Annotated in this window: 11 protein-coding genes; 3 read left to right on the top strand and 8 right to left on the bottom strand. The window is 49.0% G+C overall.

Annotated features, from left to right (window positions below):
- Positions 1–57: 57 nt before the first annotated feature.
- Positions 58–984 (bottom strand): Rpn family recombination-promoting nuclease/putative transposase, encoded by a 927-nt coding sequence (locus tag BM181_RS06635; protein WP_075443192.1) that lies wholly within the window; start codon positions 982–984, stop codon positions 58–60.
- A 254-nt stretch (positions 985–1,238) separates the two neighbouring features.
- Here BM181_RS06635 and BM181_RS06630 point away from each other — a divergent pair, with 254 nt between their 5' ends.
- Complete coding sequence (locus BM181_RS06630; protein ID WP_075443190.1) at positions 1,239–1,796, top strand: P-loop NTPase fold protein; 558 nt, start codon at positions 1,239–1,241, stop codon at positions 1,794–1,796.
- A 93-nt stretch (positions 1,797–1,889) separates the two neighbouring features.
- On the opposite strand, the gene BM181_RS06625 is transcribed toward BM181_RS06630, so the two are convergent.
- The 3 genes from BM181_RS06625 to BM181_RS06615 form a co-directional block, all read right to left on the bottom strand.
- Positions 1,890–4,433, bottom strand: coding sequence for a hypothetical protein (locus BM181_RS06625; protein WP_143092127.1), 2,544 nt, complete (start codon positions 4,431–4,433; stop codon positions 1,890–1,892).
- Between the two features lie 188 nt (positions 4,434–4,621).
- Positions 4,622–4,801 carry a hypothetical protein gene (locus tag BM181_RS15275; RefSeq protein WP_075443186.1) on the bottom strand — a complete coding sequence of 60 codons (180 nt, stop codon included), beginning with the start codon at positions 4,799–4,801 and terminating at the stop codon, positions 4,622–4,624.
- Positions 4,802–4,907: 106 nt separating this feature from the next.
- Positions 4,908–5,090 (bottom strand): hypothetical protein, encoded by a 183-nt coding sequence (locus BM181_RS06615; RefSeq protein ID WP_075443184.1) that lies wholly within the window; start codon positions 5,088–5,090, stop codon positions 4,908–4,910.
- 264 nt (positions 5,091–5,354) lie between these two features.
- Here BM181_RS06615 and BM181_RS06610 point away from each other — a divergent pair, with 264 nt between their 5' ends.
- Positions 5,355–6,794 carry a calcium-binding protein gene (locus tag BM181_RS06610; RefSeq protein ID WP_075443182.1) on the top strand — a complete coding sequence of 480 codons (1,440 nt, stop codon included), beginning with the start codon at positions 5,355–5,357 and terminating at the stop codon, positions 6,792–6,794.
- 99 nt (positions 6,795–6,893) lie between these two features.
- Here the strand turns inward: BM181_RS06610 and BM181_RS06605 are convergent, their stop codons facing one another.
- The 4 genes from BM181_RS06605 to BM181_RS06590 all read right to left on the bottom strand — a co-directional run bounded on the left by BM181_RS06605 (position 6,894) and on the right by BM181_RS06590 (position 13,540).
- The gene (locus BM181_RS06605) at positions 6,894–9,833 is read right to left on the bottom strand and encodes a calcium-binding protein (RefSeq protein WP_075443180.1); all 2,940 of its coding nucleotides are present in this window, start codon (positions 9,831–9,833) and stop codon (positions 6,894–6,896) included.
- A gap of 63 nt (positions 9,834–9,896) precedes the next feature.
- A complete protein-coding gene (locus BM181_RS06600; protein WP_075443178.1) occupies positions 9,897–11,231 on the bottom strand; it encodes a hypothetical protein in 1,335 nt (444 codons plus the stop codon).
- 200 nt (positions 11,232–11,431) lie between these two features.
- On the bottom strand, positions 11,432–12,400 hold the full coding sequence (locus BM181_RS06595) for a PRC-barrel domain-containing protein (protein ID WP_075443176.1): 969 nt from the start codon (positions 12,398–12,400) through the stop codon (positions 11,432–11,434).
- A gap of 18 nt (positions 12,401–12,418) precedes the next feature.
- Entirely contained in the window at positions 12,419–13,540 is a 1,122-nt protein-coding gene (locus BM181_RS06590) for a tetratricopeptide repeat protein (RefSeq protein WP_075443174.1), read from the bottom strand.
- A 221-nt stretch (positions 13,541–13,761) separates the two neighbouring features.
- Here BM181_RS06590 and BM181_RS06585 point away from each other — a divergent pair, with 221 nt between their 5' ends.
- Entirely contained in the window at positions 13,762–15,444 is a 1,683-nt protein-coding gene (locus BM181_RS06585; protein WP_075443172.1) for a sigma 54-interacting transcriptional regulator, read from the top strand.
- Positions 15,445–15,511 lie beyond the last annotated feature (67 nt).

The raw sequence follows: 15,511 nt of genomic DNA, 5'->3' as shown, positions 1-15,511 counted from the left end.
ATAAAAAAGGGCTTAGCCGCGTGTGGCTAAGCCCTTTCTTTAAGTTATTGGTTTCTGTTAAATTGTTTTTGCAAGTTCGGCAATGCGCTCTGCGGAAAGCTTGGTGTATTTCATGATTAAGTTGATATCCATATTGTCACGAAGCATGTCAAGTGCCATGCGTTCCTGCTCTTCCATTCGCCCTTCCGCACGTCCCTCCGCACGCCCTTCTGCACGTCCTTCTGCACGTCCCTGTGCACGCCCTTCGGCGAGATTGGCCTTGAGGTCGCTATTGTAGTCCCAGATGGCGGATTCGCGGGCTATGTATTCCCGATAGGCGGCGTCGTCCATGATGTAGCGGTCAGATGCCTGCATGGCATCCTTGATGGCGGTGTCTTTCATCGCAAGTTCCTCCTTTTCTTTTTCGTCGAGTTTATTGGCAAAGTAGGCAAGCCATTTTTCGATTCGATCCATGGATTGTACGGGCTTGTTCTTGTATTTCGGGATTTCGAGGAAATGTATTTCTAAATCCTCTGTAAGACGGTGCTGTGTCTTAGGATTATAGAGGACATAGGCTGCATGGGGATTGTCCTGTGGCAGGAAATTGTAGCGCAAGATATTGATGGAAATAGCGGGTTTCAGTGCACCGTAGTCATCGCCAGAACGGAGCGTATCGAAATGGAGATACATATGTGACCAGTAGAAAAGAGTACGTTTTTCCATGTTGCGCCGATTGATTACCTGCATCTCGATATCGATGCGGCTGCCATCGTTGAGAATACCGAAGATGTCGAGCCTGCCGAGTTTGTCAGATTGTTTTTCGGGAGAGAATTCCGTATTGCGGAATTGCAGGTCGACAAAGGCATCATCGCCATCACGCCCGAGGATATCGTTGATGAGTTGGAGCGTGATGTTTTTTCGTTCTTCACGTCCAAAGACGAATTTGAAGAGCAAATCGTTGGTGGGATCATAGGGGCGAGAAGCGTATACATGTGCCGTTTCCATGAAAATCCTTCCTTTCTTTATTATAGATAATGATGGATGCCTCTGCAATATGCAGAGGCTATCTACACAGTAAAAAACATACATTCCCCACACATACATTCTATCATAAAGGGAACATAAATTCTAGCGAACATTGTGTATACATGCTGGTAGTTGCATGGCATTTCAGACAGATTGTTCTTGTATGAGCTTAGCCGTACATTTTATAATAAAATTAAGATTCTTTGGGGTGTTATAGGATAGGGGCGTTTTTTGTGACAAGTGTGGTAAAGCGATTTTTATCTTTGTTTATTGTTGCGATTTTTATCGGTGCTGGGGTACCGGGGATAATTTTTCCTGTCTATATTTTTGCGGTTGTGCTGCTGGTTCTGTTGTTATGGGTAAATGCTGCTACGGTAACGAATCTTCCCTTATATGGCATGGGGGGAGTATTGCTGGTTGGTAGTTTATGTGGGAAGGCTGGCGTAGTTGCTTTCAAGGATATGAGCCCGGAGCAGTGGGAATGGGTTGTTTCATGGGGGCGTATTCTTTTTCCGTTCCTTGGTTTAGGATTGTTGATTGCTGCTTTAGTGGAAGGGATAAAGTATCTGGCATATCGTACGGAAAATAATAAACGCGTACCCGCATGGAAGTCTCGTAATCTTTTTTTGGAGCGGGAGGATGACTTGGCGCGGCTGCTCGGGTATGTGAAGAATCCAAGGGTGACCACACTTGGTTTGGAGGCTGAGTGGGGGCAGGGAAAGTCATTTTTGCTGGCGGGGCTTGTTGAGGCGTTGGAGCGTGAGAAAGAGAATCCAGTTGATAAAGAATAGATTTAAAGAACGATAGCAGCTTGCAGGTAGGTGACATCTTCATGCAAGCATATAAAAAAGGGGCTTCCTCAAGCGAGGAAGCCCCTTTTTGTCCTATTTTACAGATATTTTTCCATTGGTTTGATTGAGGTGGTAGGTTTTGCCGCCTACTACGAAGTTGTTCATACCGGTGGTGCTCCAATAGCTCAATGTTATGGTGTCGTTTTTGTTGTTGGTAAAGTTCATGACAAGGCTGTTGCCTACCAGAGTAAATTTTGCCTGCGTTTTTATGTTGGAAATGTTATAGAGATAAAGGACATCTTTTTTATTGGCACCAATGATGATATCGTTACCATCGCCCTTGTAATATTGGATTTTGTCTACACCTTTGCCGCCAAAGATAATATCATTACCCGTGTTGCCGCGAAGGATATCTGTTCCAGTACCACCTTTTAACGTGTCATCGCCGGCTCCGCCATATAGGGTGTTATTCCCGCTTTGTGCATAGAGTTCATCGTCGCCGCTGCCACCTTGCAGGTTGTCATTTCCGGCACCGCCGATAAGGGTATCATCGCCTGCGCCGCCAATAAGGGTGTTGGCACTAGCTGTACCTCGAATGGTCATATCAACTTTGGCTTTAGAAGCGTTCACATTGTCGATACTGGTATAAAGTGACTGATTGGCTAAATTTATACTTTGTGACTTTGTTCCCGTGATGGTTAGCGTATCGATTTTTGATGAACCGTGATATCCTTGTCCAGCTGTATAGTTCCAATTATTAGCCATGGCGTTTGTGCCAAAATTATGGCGGACAGAGATTCCGTTGGTACCGATAATATCCGCGTACTGTCCTTTGGTGGCTTTGCCAATCAATTTTTGATAGCCTATATCGTTATAGAGTAAGACGTCCTTGCCGACAAGTTTTACTTGATCTAGCTTACCACTGGTATAGCGGATTTTATCCTTGCCAGCTTCGAAGTCTTTGATGGTATCATTACCATCATCACGGGCATAATAGAAGACATCGTTGCCAGCACCGCCATAAAGTATGTCATTTCCTTTGCCGCCATAAAGGGTATCGTTGCCAGTTTCGCCATAAAGCGTATCATTGCCTTTTCCACCGTGCAGCGTATCATTTTCTGTGCCGCCGTAAAGAATATCTTTTCCTTTGCCACCATAAAGCACATCCTTGCCGGCATTGCCATAAAGCGTATCATCTCCAGCACCGCCTTTGATTGTATCGTTGCCGGCACCGCCTTTTATGAGATCGCTTTTTTTACTGCCTTCAATCGTATTAGCGCTGGATGAGCCAGTGATAGTCATAGCGGCTGTAGATTCAGAAGCATCTACGTTATCAATACTGGTATAAAGGGAAGCGTTGCTTAAATTGATATTATATGATGTTATGCTTGTGACGATCAAGGTATCTGTTTTGGTGGATCCATGATACCCTTGTCCTGCACTATAGTTCCAGTTGTTAGCGGTGGCATTTTTACCAAAGTTGTGGCGTACAGATTTGCCGTTGGTGCCGATGATATCAGCATACTGTCCCTTGACAGCTTTGCCGGAAAGCTTCTGATAGCCTGTACCGTTGTAGAGCAGGACATCGTTGCCAGAAATCAGCACTTTGCTCAGGCTGCCGCTGGTATATCTGATCTTATCCGTGCCTGCCGCGAAGTCTGCAATGGTATCGTTGCCATCGTTTTGCGCATAATAGAATGTGTCATTGCCAGAACCGCCGTAAAGTGTATCGTTGCCCTTGCCGCCATAAAGGGAATCATTGCCTGCTCCGCCTTTGATGAGATCATTCTTATTACCGCCAATAAGAGTATTGGCTTCTTCACCGCCGGTAATGGTCATGGCGGCGGTAGCTTTAGAGGCATCAACTTTGTCAATACTGGTATAGTGGGAGGCATCTGCTAAATTGATGTTGTAGGATTTTCCGCCAGTAACGGTTAACGTATCAATTTTAGCTTTCCCGCCATGAAAACCTTGCCCGGCGATATAGTTCCAGGTATTGTTTGCCGTATAACTACCGAAATTGTGGCGTGTGGTTTTGCCATCTGTACCGATAATATCCGCATATTGGCCCTTTTGGGACATTTTTGTCAAAATCTGGCATCCATTACCATTGTAGAGGGAAACATCTGTAATACCGATTTTTGCTTTGCTTAAGCTGCCGCTTGTATAGCGTATTTTATCTTTGCCGGCTTCAAAACCTTCAATGATATCATTGCCATCGCCTTTTGCGTAATAGAAAACATCATTGCCAGTACCACCGCGGAGAATATCGTCGCCTTTACCGCCGTAAATGGAATCATTGCCCGCCATGCCATAGATTGTATCATTACCAGCACCGCCATAGATTGTATTTGCATTGCTGTTTCCAGAGATAGTTATGTTGAAAGCGTTCTGTGCATTGATGGTCTTTATGGTGGCACTGTAATCAGCGGTATTGAGTATGTCTTGTGCATAGGCTGATGATACGATAAGGACTGTCTTATCTTTATTATAACTGAGACCTACGGGGAGTGGTGAGCCTAGTGTGGACAGAGTGGTTGTTGTATTACCGCTTATCAGCTTGATGTTTTTGGCCGCCGTTAGATCCGTCAGCCCTTTCAATATGAAAGAGATCGATTGTTGATTTTCATCGGTCAAGGTGACCGTTATACCGGAAAAGTAGCTGTCGGTATAATAATCCGAATTAAATCCTGTATTATAATATCCTGAAAATGATTTTATTGATACGCCTAGTTTTGACAGGTCTTTGGTAGTTTCCAGTTTATCCTCGGCAATATTGAAATCTGTTATAAGATTGGTGGTATCACCATATTCTTTACGAAATCTTAAAACGTATGTATCAGCTCCGTTGCCGCCTGTAAAAGCATCGCCGCCGCCATAATGCAGATAGAATTTATCATTTCCAGCACCACCGTTGACAACGATAGCATGATTGCCAAGGTATATGGTATCATTTCCAGCACCGGCGTTGACAACAGAATGCTCTGCGCTTGTATGGATTTCATCCTGTTGGGATGAACCTGTTATAGACCAACAGGAACCAGATGCGTTTATATATTGACCGATAGTTTGGTTTTGGGCAGCATATTGACAAAGATAAGACGTTGAATCCTATGAAATTGTACCTACAATCTCATAATCAGTAAGGGAGATGTTTGCGTCATTGCTGATGAACTGATAAGAATTTACGTCATTGATAGCTTTGCCTTTCTTTCGTACTATTTTCCCGGCAACATTATTCCAGGTTCGTAAAATGACATCAAGGTCGATTAACTGCAAGCTGGTTACTACCATAGTAAACACTCCTCCCCAAAATCAGTGATCGGAAGTTCCTGCCAGCCTGCTCCGTTGTAACGCAGAACATGCTGTTGTACTTCTGGATGGTCAAGGCATAAGCCATATGATAGCTCGAAAAGGGGCCTATTTAATACTATATCGACGGTTTGGGGGAAAAATTAAGTGATAATGATTGAAAAGTTGGAATAATAGCGTTATTATTTACTCGTATGACTATATCTAAGTGATGGAACAATATTCGCAGTAAGGAGGACATTGATTATGGCAAATTTGAATGAGATATATTACACCGGGAAAAAATGGAAAGGTACAACTGGCAAAGATGTGGTCAATATTAGCAGCTATGGGGCCAATGCGACCTTTGACGGTGGAGCTGGTGATGATTTTATCAGTGTAAATGGTGCACAGAATGTGAATATTTATGGTGGCGCCGGAAATGACATGCTTAAGGTCGATTGGCAGCAACAGTCGGAAAATGTCCTGGTAGACGGTGGTGCCGGCAATGATAAGATTGATGTGGATGGACATAATTCTAGGGCGCTAGGCGGTGCAGGTAATGATTTCGTATCCGTCAAAGGGTACAATTGGCGTGTAAATGGTGGTGCTGGCAACGATACCATCCAGATATGGGGGTGGGATAGGAACGTGACGGTAACTGGCGGTGCAGGCAAGGATACCTTCAGGCTGATGGGGCCTCATACAGAGAAAGGTAATTGGCTTACTATCACTGACTTGTCTGCAGAAGATGTATTGCGCTTCGAAATGAATCCGGAGTATACAGCAGTCAAAGTCCATCCTAAGACACATAAGCCGAATCCTTACTATAGGAAAGACGGCAGTATCCGTTACCTTACGGCAAAGCGTTCTGGCAGTACGGTAACTCTTATTGGCAATGCCTATGGTGTGAATCTCACCTTGCAAAATGTTACGGATTTGAACAAGATTGCCAACGTAAAGGTATTCAATGGCTCAAAGCAGACGACGCTGCGTCAGCTTATCAGGACCTCGGCTCTTCCTAAGGGGGTTACGGAAAGAAATAATCAGTTGGTGATTTCTAATACCTTTAGGAAAACGTTTGACTTGGGGAGTTATGTATCTTGGAGCAAAAATATAAACGCTGCGGCAAACAGACAGAAAATCACCATTAAGGGTGACGGACGGGCAAATACTATTGTGGCAGGCAGTGCTGGGGAAACGCTTTATGGTATGGGCGGTAACGATACCCTCAGAGGCGGCACAGGTGCAGATGTCCTTTATGCTGGTGCTGGCAACGATGTCCTCAAAGGAGGAAAAGGCAACGACAGGCTGTACGCTCAAAGCGGGAATAATATCCTTTGGGGTGAAGCGGGCAATGACTATATTGAAGGTGGTTTGGGCACGGACACCATCCGTGGCGGCCTTGGCAATGACACGATCAAATGCGGCCGAGGGGTGGATAAAATCCAGTTCTACAAAGGGGATGGCAAAGATACCATCCAGAACGGTGCCAAGAATGATATCCTCTATCTCTACAATATCAATAACATCAAGACCCAGGCGAAGTTCAAGATGTCTGGCAAAAATCTGGTAATGAACTTTACCACCAACAAAAACGATTCCATCACTATTACAAACTGGACAACGGGCGGCCTCAATAAGTTCGTGGCAGGTGGCAGGACTTACAGTCTCGCCAAGTCCGGTAATCGGGTATATGTGAAGTAAATGGAGAAAATAGAGTAAATAAAATATCCCGGCTAGTCAGAATTACTGTGCGCAGACAGTTGACTAGCCGGGATATTTGGTTGTGTTTGGCAGAGAGGATTATACGGTTAGTTTGTTCTTTCCTGACTGTGCCAGTGTGAGTTTTTGGGACATGGATAAATAATCGTTATGGTTTTGGGAGGTGATAGGCATGAGCGATGCGGTGGAGGCTTGTTGTTTGGTATTGACAGCTAAAACATCGCATTGGTAATTCAGTGATGTTTTATTAGTGGTAAGTGGTGCAGAGTTATAGATGTTGCCAATGGTAACGTCAGTTATTTTTGTATTTTTTAATGTAAGGGTTGAATTAGTGGTTTTTAGAACGAGATCGTTGCCACTGGTGTAATAGGTGTAGCTGCCAGTAAAATAAATTTTATCCTGTCCCTTGGTATAATTGTAAACAACTTTGTCATCATCATAGCTGTACCAGTATAAGGTGTCTTTACCTTTTCCGAAATATATCGTGTCCTTTCCGCGCCCTGTGAAAATCGAGCTGCCGCTATTGCTGGCGTACAGGATATTGTCACGGTCATCGCCGGAAAGTATGAATCCATAAGTGGCCACAACGGCTCGGGCATCTACATTTTTAGCGATGGTGGGGTAAGCGCTCATATTGAAGCTAGAGGAAGGATAGGCGTTGGTTAAGATGAATGTGTTAGTGGCGTTGTTGCAGGTAACTCCAGCAGGCAATTTTTTGTCATACCAGTAAGTGTCTTTTACATCGTTGCAGGTGTAGACGGTAATGTCAGTCGGTTTGACATCTTTTACGGTCAATGTTGCCGTGCCGCTTTTGAGGATAACGTCATTGCCCGATACCGTGTAACTTTCAATTCGTCCATTAAAGAGCCGGATATTATCTTGTCCTTTGGTGTAGTTATAGATAACGTCGTTTCCGTAATAATTGTCCCAATAAAACGTATTCGTCCCGCTGCCGCCATAGAGCTTGTCGTTGCCATAGCCGCCGCACAGGCTGGTATTATAGCCATTGCCAGCAATCAGTGTGTCGTTGTTGTTAGAGCCCCAGAGGGAAATATAGTCGTCCTGATTGGCGGTTCCGTTTAGCGTCGTTGCTTGAGAGCCGTATACGGATAGGGAGTAGGTGTACATATAGCTGGGGGATTTTTTGCCTAGAACAACTTCTGTGCGGTTGCTATTGTAGGCAACGCTGCTTGTGGTGGGGATGTTAGCGGCCACTTTATATGTAGCCTTAACCCCATTGCCATTCACGACACTCAAAATCTTATCCTTTGCGTTGGCAATGCGGATATTGCCGACGGTGCTCTTGAGAATTACGTCATTGCCGGAAAGGGAGAAGTCCGTCACGATGCCCGTGCTCAATTTTACCGTCATGGTCTGGCTGTTATAAGTAACACCAGCGGGAAGTGATGTGGTCGTGGGTGCGCTATAGGTTTTCGTAATCTTTTTCCCATTGGATCCTTGGATGGTGATAGTCTTGCCAGCTGCTTTTTTGAGGGTCAGTGTATTACCGGTATTAGAGGTCAGGATTACATCCTGGCCAGAAACTTTGCCGCTCTTGAGACTGCCGGCACTAAAGATAATCAGATCTTTGCCGCTGGTGTAGTTATAGATGGTGTCATTGCCAAGGCCTGCTCCCCAATAGAATCTATCGGTGCCATTGCCACCGTACAGGGTGTCGTTGCCTTTGCCGCCATAGAGGGAGGCACCGCCGCTGCCTGCTGTCAGTGTGTCGTTTAAGGCACTGCCGTAGAGCGTAGCGGCTTTCGTGCCGCCAGTAAGCTTGACGGCGGCTTTGGAACGGGTGGCATCAAGGGTGTCGATGTCGTGGTAGAGGGCAGTGTTGGCTAAGGAAACCGTAGCGCCGGTATTTACCTGCAGGGTATCCTTGTACTTGGCGCTGCCATAGTAGCGCTGGTTGGCACCATAGACAAAGGTATTGGCTTTGTCCTGACGGCCGAAGTAATAAATGGCGTTTTTGCCAGCGGTGTCTGTGATGTCCACACGCTGATTGGTTTTACCTGCCAATTTTACCGAACCACTGCCGATTTTCAGGGTGACAGTGGTACCGGCAGTCGTGACGCTGCCAAGCTGCGCTTTGTTATAGAAGCGCAGGATATCCTTGCCGCTTTGGAAGCCGCTGATGGTATCAGCACCATCGCCGCTGCCATACCAGACCACATCTTTGCCATTACCGCCATAGATCGTATCGTTGCCCCCCTGGCCATAGATATTGCTGCCGTTCTTGCCTGCCTTTATCGTATTGTTGTAGCTGCCAGCTTTGATGGTGATCGGCTTGGTATTTTGCGAGGCGTCAACGGTGCGCACTGTCGTGGCGAAATTTGCAGCATTCCAGGTGCCCGAATAGGGGGCTTTGATGGTGACGGCAGTCTTATTGGTATTGTAGGTGATTCCGGTAGGCAGGTAGAGTTTTCTTGTCAGTTTGCCTTTGGTATCTGCCACAAGGATTGTTTTATTGGTGGCGTTCTTCAGGGTGATGGTATTGCCGGCAGAGGAGGTCAGGATGACATCCCCACCGGAGGAACGGCCGCTCTTTAAGCTACCGGAGGTGAAGGTGACGATGTCTTTGTTGCTTTGGTAGTTGAAAACCACATCGTTGCCAAGACCAGTCCCCCAATAGAATCTATCGGTGCCATTGCCGCCGTACAGGGTATCGTTGCCTTTACCGCCATAGAGGGAGGCGCCGCCGCTGCCCGCTGTCAGCGTGTCATTCAAAGCACTGCCGTAGAGTGTAGCGGCCTTCGTGCCGCCGGTTAGTTTGACGGCTGCTTTTGAACGGGTGGCATCGAGGGTGTCGATGTCGTGATAGAGGGTAGTATTGGCCAGGGAAACTGTAGCGCCGGTATTTACCTGCAGGGTGTCTTGGTATTGGGTGTTGCCATAGTAGCGTTGGTTAGCACCATAGACAAAGGTGTTGGCTTTGTCCTGACGGCCGAAGTAATAAATGGCGTTTTTACCAGCGGTGTCTGTGATGTCCACACGCTGATTGGTTTTACCTGCCAATTTTACCGAACCACTGCCGATTTTCAGGGTGACAGTGGTACCGGCAGTCGTGACGCTGCCAAGCTACGCTTTGTTATAGAAGCGCAGGATATCCTTGCCGCTTTGGAAGTTATCGATGGTATCGGCACCATCGCCGCTGCCATACCAGAAAACATCCTTGCCATTGCCGCCGTAGATGGTATCGCTGCCCCCCTGGCCATAGATATTGCTGCCGTTCTTGCCCGCCTTTATCGTGTTATTGTAGCTGCCAGCTTTGATGGTGATCGGCTTGGTATTTTGCGAGGCGTCGATGGTACGCACGGTTGCAGCGTAATCCTTGCTGTCCCAGGTGCCAGTAAAGGGGGCAAGGATAGATACGGTGGTTTTATTGGCGTTGTAGGTGACTCCGGCTGGCAGGCGGATGGGTGTAGATGTTTCCGTAGCTGCTTGTTTTGCCAGATAGCGGAACAGCATGTAGCCGCCAGCATAGGTATGGCTTCCATAGTTATAATAGGTGCCACGGATGCTGAACAATTGGCTTAGATCGGAAACAAAGCTAGTGGAGGCTAGCTGCCGAATGGAGCTGGTACGTTCATCGTCAATACCATGGATCAATTCTGCTAAGCCTTCTTTGACAAATAGGGGCAGATTGTGAAAATGATCAATATTGGCGGCCATGACAGCATGAACAAATTCGTGTGCTAAGGTACGGTCAAGGTATCCTGCAGAATAATTATTGGAGGCACCATTCACATCCTGCTGGTTAAAGCCACTGTAATAATACATATTGACATTAAGCGTTAACTTGGAAGCCTTTCCTGTATACAGGGAGTAGGAGTGGTTGACAGATGCTAACGCACTATCGGTTGAATCGCTATAGAATTTGACGGTAATCTCTTTTACCGATGTGCCTGATTCCTGGAAATTCAAGCCGTATGATTCCTGAATAAGGTTTAAGGCACCTTTGGCCCACCAAGTGTAGATCCGGTCAGTGATGGCCTGCTCGTCGGCTGTCAAAGTATTTCGATCGGGCCAGATGAAGGTCAAGCCGTTGATTGTTGTCCTGCCACCGCTGGGGAAATGGGCAACATTGGCAGCGCTTCCGGTTTCGGGAACAATGCTTTGGGCAGTCTTTGTTGTAGTGCCACCGGCATCAGAACCGGAAATAGCACCTGTATCGGTGTTGTCCAATATGATCCCGCAATAATTTTTTAAGAAGTTAGTGGTTTGGACATCGTAACTGTAGCTGCCGCCATATTTTCCGACATCACGGATGAAGCAATCAATTAGATTCTGCATATCGGAAAATTTGCCGTTAGAGCAGTTCCGAATGGCCTCGTCTAAAGCATCAGCACCGGATAATGTGGAGTCGTCCAGTGAACGCATGAAAGCCTTGATGACATCTTGTTGCGTAGCCATGGTGGTTTCAGTCCCTTCTTATATAGTTTTATTTCCTTACAAATAGAGCCGATTGTTTAGTGGTATATCTATTATTATATCATACTATATCTCGCTTTGTCATGATTTCGAAAGGGTACTATCCGGTGAAAGGTATTTTTTTAGAAAAAAAGAGAAACCTGTCTGCGGCAGCAGCTGGTTTCTCTTTTTCGTGTTCTTTTTTAGCGGACGTTCATGGACAGTTCGATGAATTTGTTGGCAAGTTTTGCCTTCTGGAGGACTTCTTCGGTGATGTCCTGGCCAGCCTGGACGATTACGATGCCGTTGTCCATCTTGATGTCGCGCGTTGCTTTTTTGCCGAGCAGGAAGCGGCGATGACGCTCTTCGGTTGCTTTGTCAGCTGCGGCCTGTTTTGCGGCGTCAGCTGCCGGAGCAGCGGCTTTCGGTGCTTCTTTTTTCGGTGCCGGAGCGGCAGGTTTGGCCGGAGCAGCTTTCGGCTCTTCAGCCTTCGGTGCTTCTTTTTTCGGCTCTTCTTTTACTGCCGGAGCTGGCTCGGCTTTCGGTGCTGCCGGAGCTTTTGGCTCTTCAGCTTTGGGTGCCTCAGCCGGTTTCTCCTCAGCTTTCGGAGCTTCTGGAGCTGCCTCGGCTTTGGGGGCTGCGGCCGGTGCCGGAGCCGGAGCCGGAGCGGCTGCTTTTGGTGCAGCGCTTACAGGTTCATTTTTTTTTTCACCGTTCGGATCGATGACCGTTACCTGCTTACCAAAGATGGAGATCTGGTCGCTGGTAACTTCGGAGCTCGTTCCGTCCGGTGCTGTGATTTCGCATTTTTCGATTTTGCCATCGTCGCCGATGAAGACCTCAGAGATGTTACCCTGAATCGTACCGGATTTCGTGATGGCCTTGGTGCCGATGACGCGGATGTTTTCATCGAGCAGCGTCTCATAGTCGCCGGCGTCGTCGAGCTTGAGGATGTTCTCGCTGTTCGTGACGGTTACGGCGTCATCACCGATGGCGATGACCGATTCGTACGGAATCAGTTTGACGCCGCGGTACCAGTCCTCGTCCTCGATGGTGATGGCTGCGACGAGACCGTTTTTGGCATCGATGAGCAGGGTCTTGCTCATGCCAAGCTCACGGCCTTCGGTGATGCTGATGACCGGCAGGCCAAGGATTTCTACACTTTTCTTCATGAATATTCCCCCATTAGATTAGCTGCTCTGCTGGAACTTCGTTTCGATTTCCTGCATGACGCCGGCCGGGATGTCCGGGAATGGCGTCGAGAGCGCGTGATGTTTGGATAATATATCCTGGACGATGGTAAGATAGCGGGTGTTCTTGATGAACTCCTGCTTCATGTCATCGTTCGTGGCGATAATCGGAAGGGACAGGGCCTGCTGGTAGGACTCGATGGCCTTATCGTAGGCGGCCTGCTCCTTGTAAAGGTTGCCCAGCTCGATGACGAGGAACGGTGTATAGCTGTCCTCGCTGTAGCGGTCGATGGCCTGCTGGTAGGCACAGATGGCCGCAGCAGGGTCGCTGCCCGCATGGTCATAGGCATAGTCGAGGATGCGGTCGAGCGAATCGAGTGCTGCGATTTCCTCGCGGGTTTGCTGCTGTTTTGCCTCGGCTTTTGCGGCGGCCTGCTCTGCTTGCTGCTGGGCAGCTTTTGCCTCAGCTTCAGCGGCTTGCCGGGCCTTGAGTTCTTCGGCGGCCTTGCGGCGGGCTTCGTCTTTTTCGGCCTGCAGGGCCTGGGCGCGGGCAATTGCTTCGGCTTTTGCTTTGGCGGCTTGCTCAGCCTTGGCGGCGAGCTCCTCCTCGGCGCGGGCGGCAGCAGCCAGAGCTTGTTGTTTTTTCAGGGCTGCAGTGCGGGCGGCTTCTTCTTCGGCAGCCGTATCACTGGCAGCTTTGGTGGTGTTTGGTTCAGGTTCTTGTTCACCGTCCGGTGCGTTATCCACCGCTGCTGTACTGGCAGCTGCCCCGGCGGATGCTGCCGCCATCGCGGGCTGTTCCGCTTTCCAGGGCAGGGTGACTGCCTGGCTGTCGCTGGCCTCGTCTGCTGGCTGCCCGTCTTTTTGGCTGCGGCGCAGCAGGTGCTCGTTGAAGAGCGTGACGATGGCAGCAGCAGCGATGACAAGAACGCCGAGCCGCAGGTAATGCGAACGGTCCAGAAATGGACTCATGGATATGGCCACGGCATTCACGAGGAAGGCCATGACTGCACAGAGCACTAACGACAGCCATTTCATCTCGATGCCGATGAAGCGGCAGAGATGGTAGATGAGGAAGATGCTCACGGCCATGATGGAGCCCGTCACCAGGATAAATGTCATGTTGCTCACCTCTTCCTGTATTGGGCAAAATACCACTATGTTCCTCTATTCGACATGATAGGGGGAATTCCTGCTGCCGTCTGGCAGAAATTCCCTTATATTATACCATGAGAAGGGAATTTCAAACAATCCCGAATTCGCATTGAAATTTCTTATTGTTTTTGGCAGATTTTGACGAGGTTTTATAGTATAATATAAGGAACAGAAAGGAACGATTCGCTATGATGTTTGAGCAGGAGGCCGTTATCCGTCATGAAAGCGGCATCCATGCCCGTATTGCCGCGATGATCGTGCAGCGGGCGAAGGATCTCGGAAAGAAATATGGGACACCGTTATTTTTGCGCAGCGAGCGCAGTGAGCGCTGTGAGATGCACAGCCTCATGAAGCTCGTAGCGCTCAAGATTTCCTGTGGGGATTCGGTGTTCGTGGCCGCGGAGGGCGATGAGGGACGGCAGGCTGTCTATGAGATGGTTCGCTTCCTCGAGAGTGATTTCGAGATGAATTCGCCAGGCGATATCCATGAGATGGATTTGCTGCTGCATGAGAACGCGCTGATGCAGGAGCGTCTGCAGATGATCTTGGAGGCTGTGCAGGACGGCATCTGCGTCGTCGACCGCACGGGCGAGATCACCTATGTCAATCCTTCCTATCTGCGCATTGTGCATAAGACGCCGGAGATGGTGGTCGGGCAGAATGTTTTCAAGACGGCGCCTGATGGCAATCGCTGCGGTGTGCTGCGCTCGGGCGTGGCGCGTATCGGCAGCATCAGCCGCAAGAAGGACGGCACGACGGTCGTGGCCAATGTCAATCCGATTTTTGTCGACGGCGAGATTGCCGGCGTCGTATCGGTCATCAAGGATATCACGGAGCTGCAGAACCTCATGGCGCGGCTGTCGCAGGTATCGGCCCGGGCGGAGTACCTCGAGCAGGAGCTTTTGCGCACGAAGAAGACGGCGCAGGCGTTCAAGAACTATATCGGTAAGAGCGGCAAGGTCGTCGATGTGCTGGCGCTGGCTTCGAAGGCTGCGGGCTCGGCGGCGACGGTGCTGATCCGCGGCGAGAGCGGTACGGGCAAGGAGGTTATCGCTGAGGGCATCCACTATGCGAGCGGCCGCCGGCGCGGCCCGTTCATCCGCGTCAATTGCGGGGCTATCCCCGGAACCCTTTTGGAGTCGGAGCTTTTTGGCCATGAGAAGGGGGCGTTCACCGGGGCCGTGCGGCGCAAGCTCGGCAAGTTCGAGCTTGCCGATAAGGGCACGATCTTTCTCGACGAGATTGGCGAGATGGACAAGAATATGCAGGTAAAGCTTTTGCGCGTGCTGCAGCAGAAGGAGTTTGACCGCGTGGGCGGCGAGGAGACCGTGCATGTCGATGTGCGCATCATCGCGGCGACGAACCGCAATCTCGAGCAGATGGTCAAGGATGGTGCGTTCCGCGATGACCTCTATTACCGCCTCAATGTCATCCCTATCAGCCTGCCGCCACTGCGCGACCGCGTCGATGATATCCCGCTTTTGGTCGAGCATTTTGTCGAGAAGGTCAGCGCTGCGACGGGCAAGACAGTCCGCGATGTGACGCCTGAGGCCATGGAGGTGCTGATGGGCTACAAGTGGCCTGGCAATGTTCGTGAGCTGGAGAATGTCATCGAGCGCGTGATCACGCTGATGGATACCGAGCGCATCACGGTGGCGTCGCTGCCGTCCTACATCAAGGGCGAGATGGCGGGCCGTGAGGTGCAGCAGTTCACGGCGGCCGAGACGGTGCTGCCCTGGGAAGAGTACGAAAAGCAGATCATTGCTAACGCCCTTAAGCAGTGCGGCAGCTTCAATGCAGCGGCCAAGATGCTCAAGATCACCCATAAGACCGTCGCGGCCAAGGCGCGCAAGTATGGTCTGGTCGAATAAGCGTTGGTAAAATTTACCTATGAGTAGAAAAAATTACCAACACATGACGATTTTTAGGTAAATTTTA

Source organism: Pseudoselenomonas ruminantium (assembly GCF_900113715.1).
GTDB lineage: Bacteria > Bacillota > Negativicutes > Selenomonadales > Selenomonadaceae > Selenomonas_A > Selenomonas_A caprae.
The sequence above is the reverse complement of the archived record's forward strand: the minus strand, read 5'-3'. Positions and strand labels throughout refer to the sequence as shown.

Coding starts and splice junctions, on each gene's coding strand:
- BM181_RS06635 (WP_075443192.1), bottom strand. CDS start 984: ATGGAAACGGCACATGTATACGCTTCTCGCCCCTATGATCCCACCAAC.
- BM181_RS15275 (WP_075443186.1), bottom strand. CDS start 4,801: ATGAAATCCATACAAGCGCAGAGCATTCTGTTGTCAACGCCGGTGCTG.
- BM181_RS06615 (WP_075443184.1), bottom strand. CDS start 5,090: ATGGTAGTAACCAGCTTGCAGTTAATCGACCTTGATGTCATTTTACGA.
- BM181_RS06610 (WP_075443182.1), top strand. CDS start 5,355: ATGGCAAATTTGAATGAGATATATTACACCGGGAAAAAATGGAAAGGT.
- BM181_RS06600 (WP_075443178.1), bottom strand. CDS start 11,231: ATGGCTACGCAACAAGATGTCATCAAGGCTTTCATGCGTTCACTGGAC.
- BM181_RS06595 (WP_075443176.1), bottom strand. CDS start 12,400: ATGAAGAAAAGTGTAGAAATCCTTGGCCTGCCGGTCATCAGCATCACC.
- BM181_RS06590 (WP_075443174.1), bottom strand. CDS start 13,540: ATGACATTTATCCTGGTGACGGGCTCCATCATGGCCGTGAGCATCTTC.
- BM181_RS06585 (WP_075443172.1), top strand. CDS start 13,762: ATGATGTTTGAGCAGGAGGCCGTTATCCGTCATGAAAGCGGCATCCAT.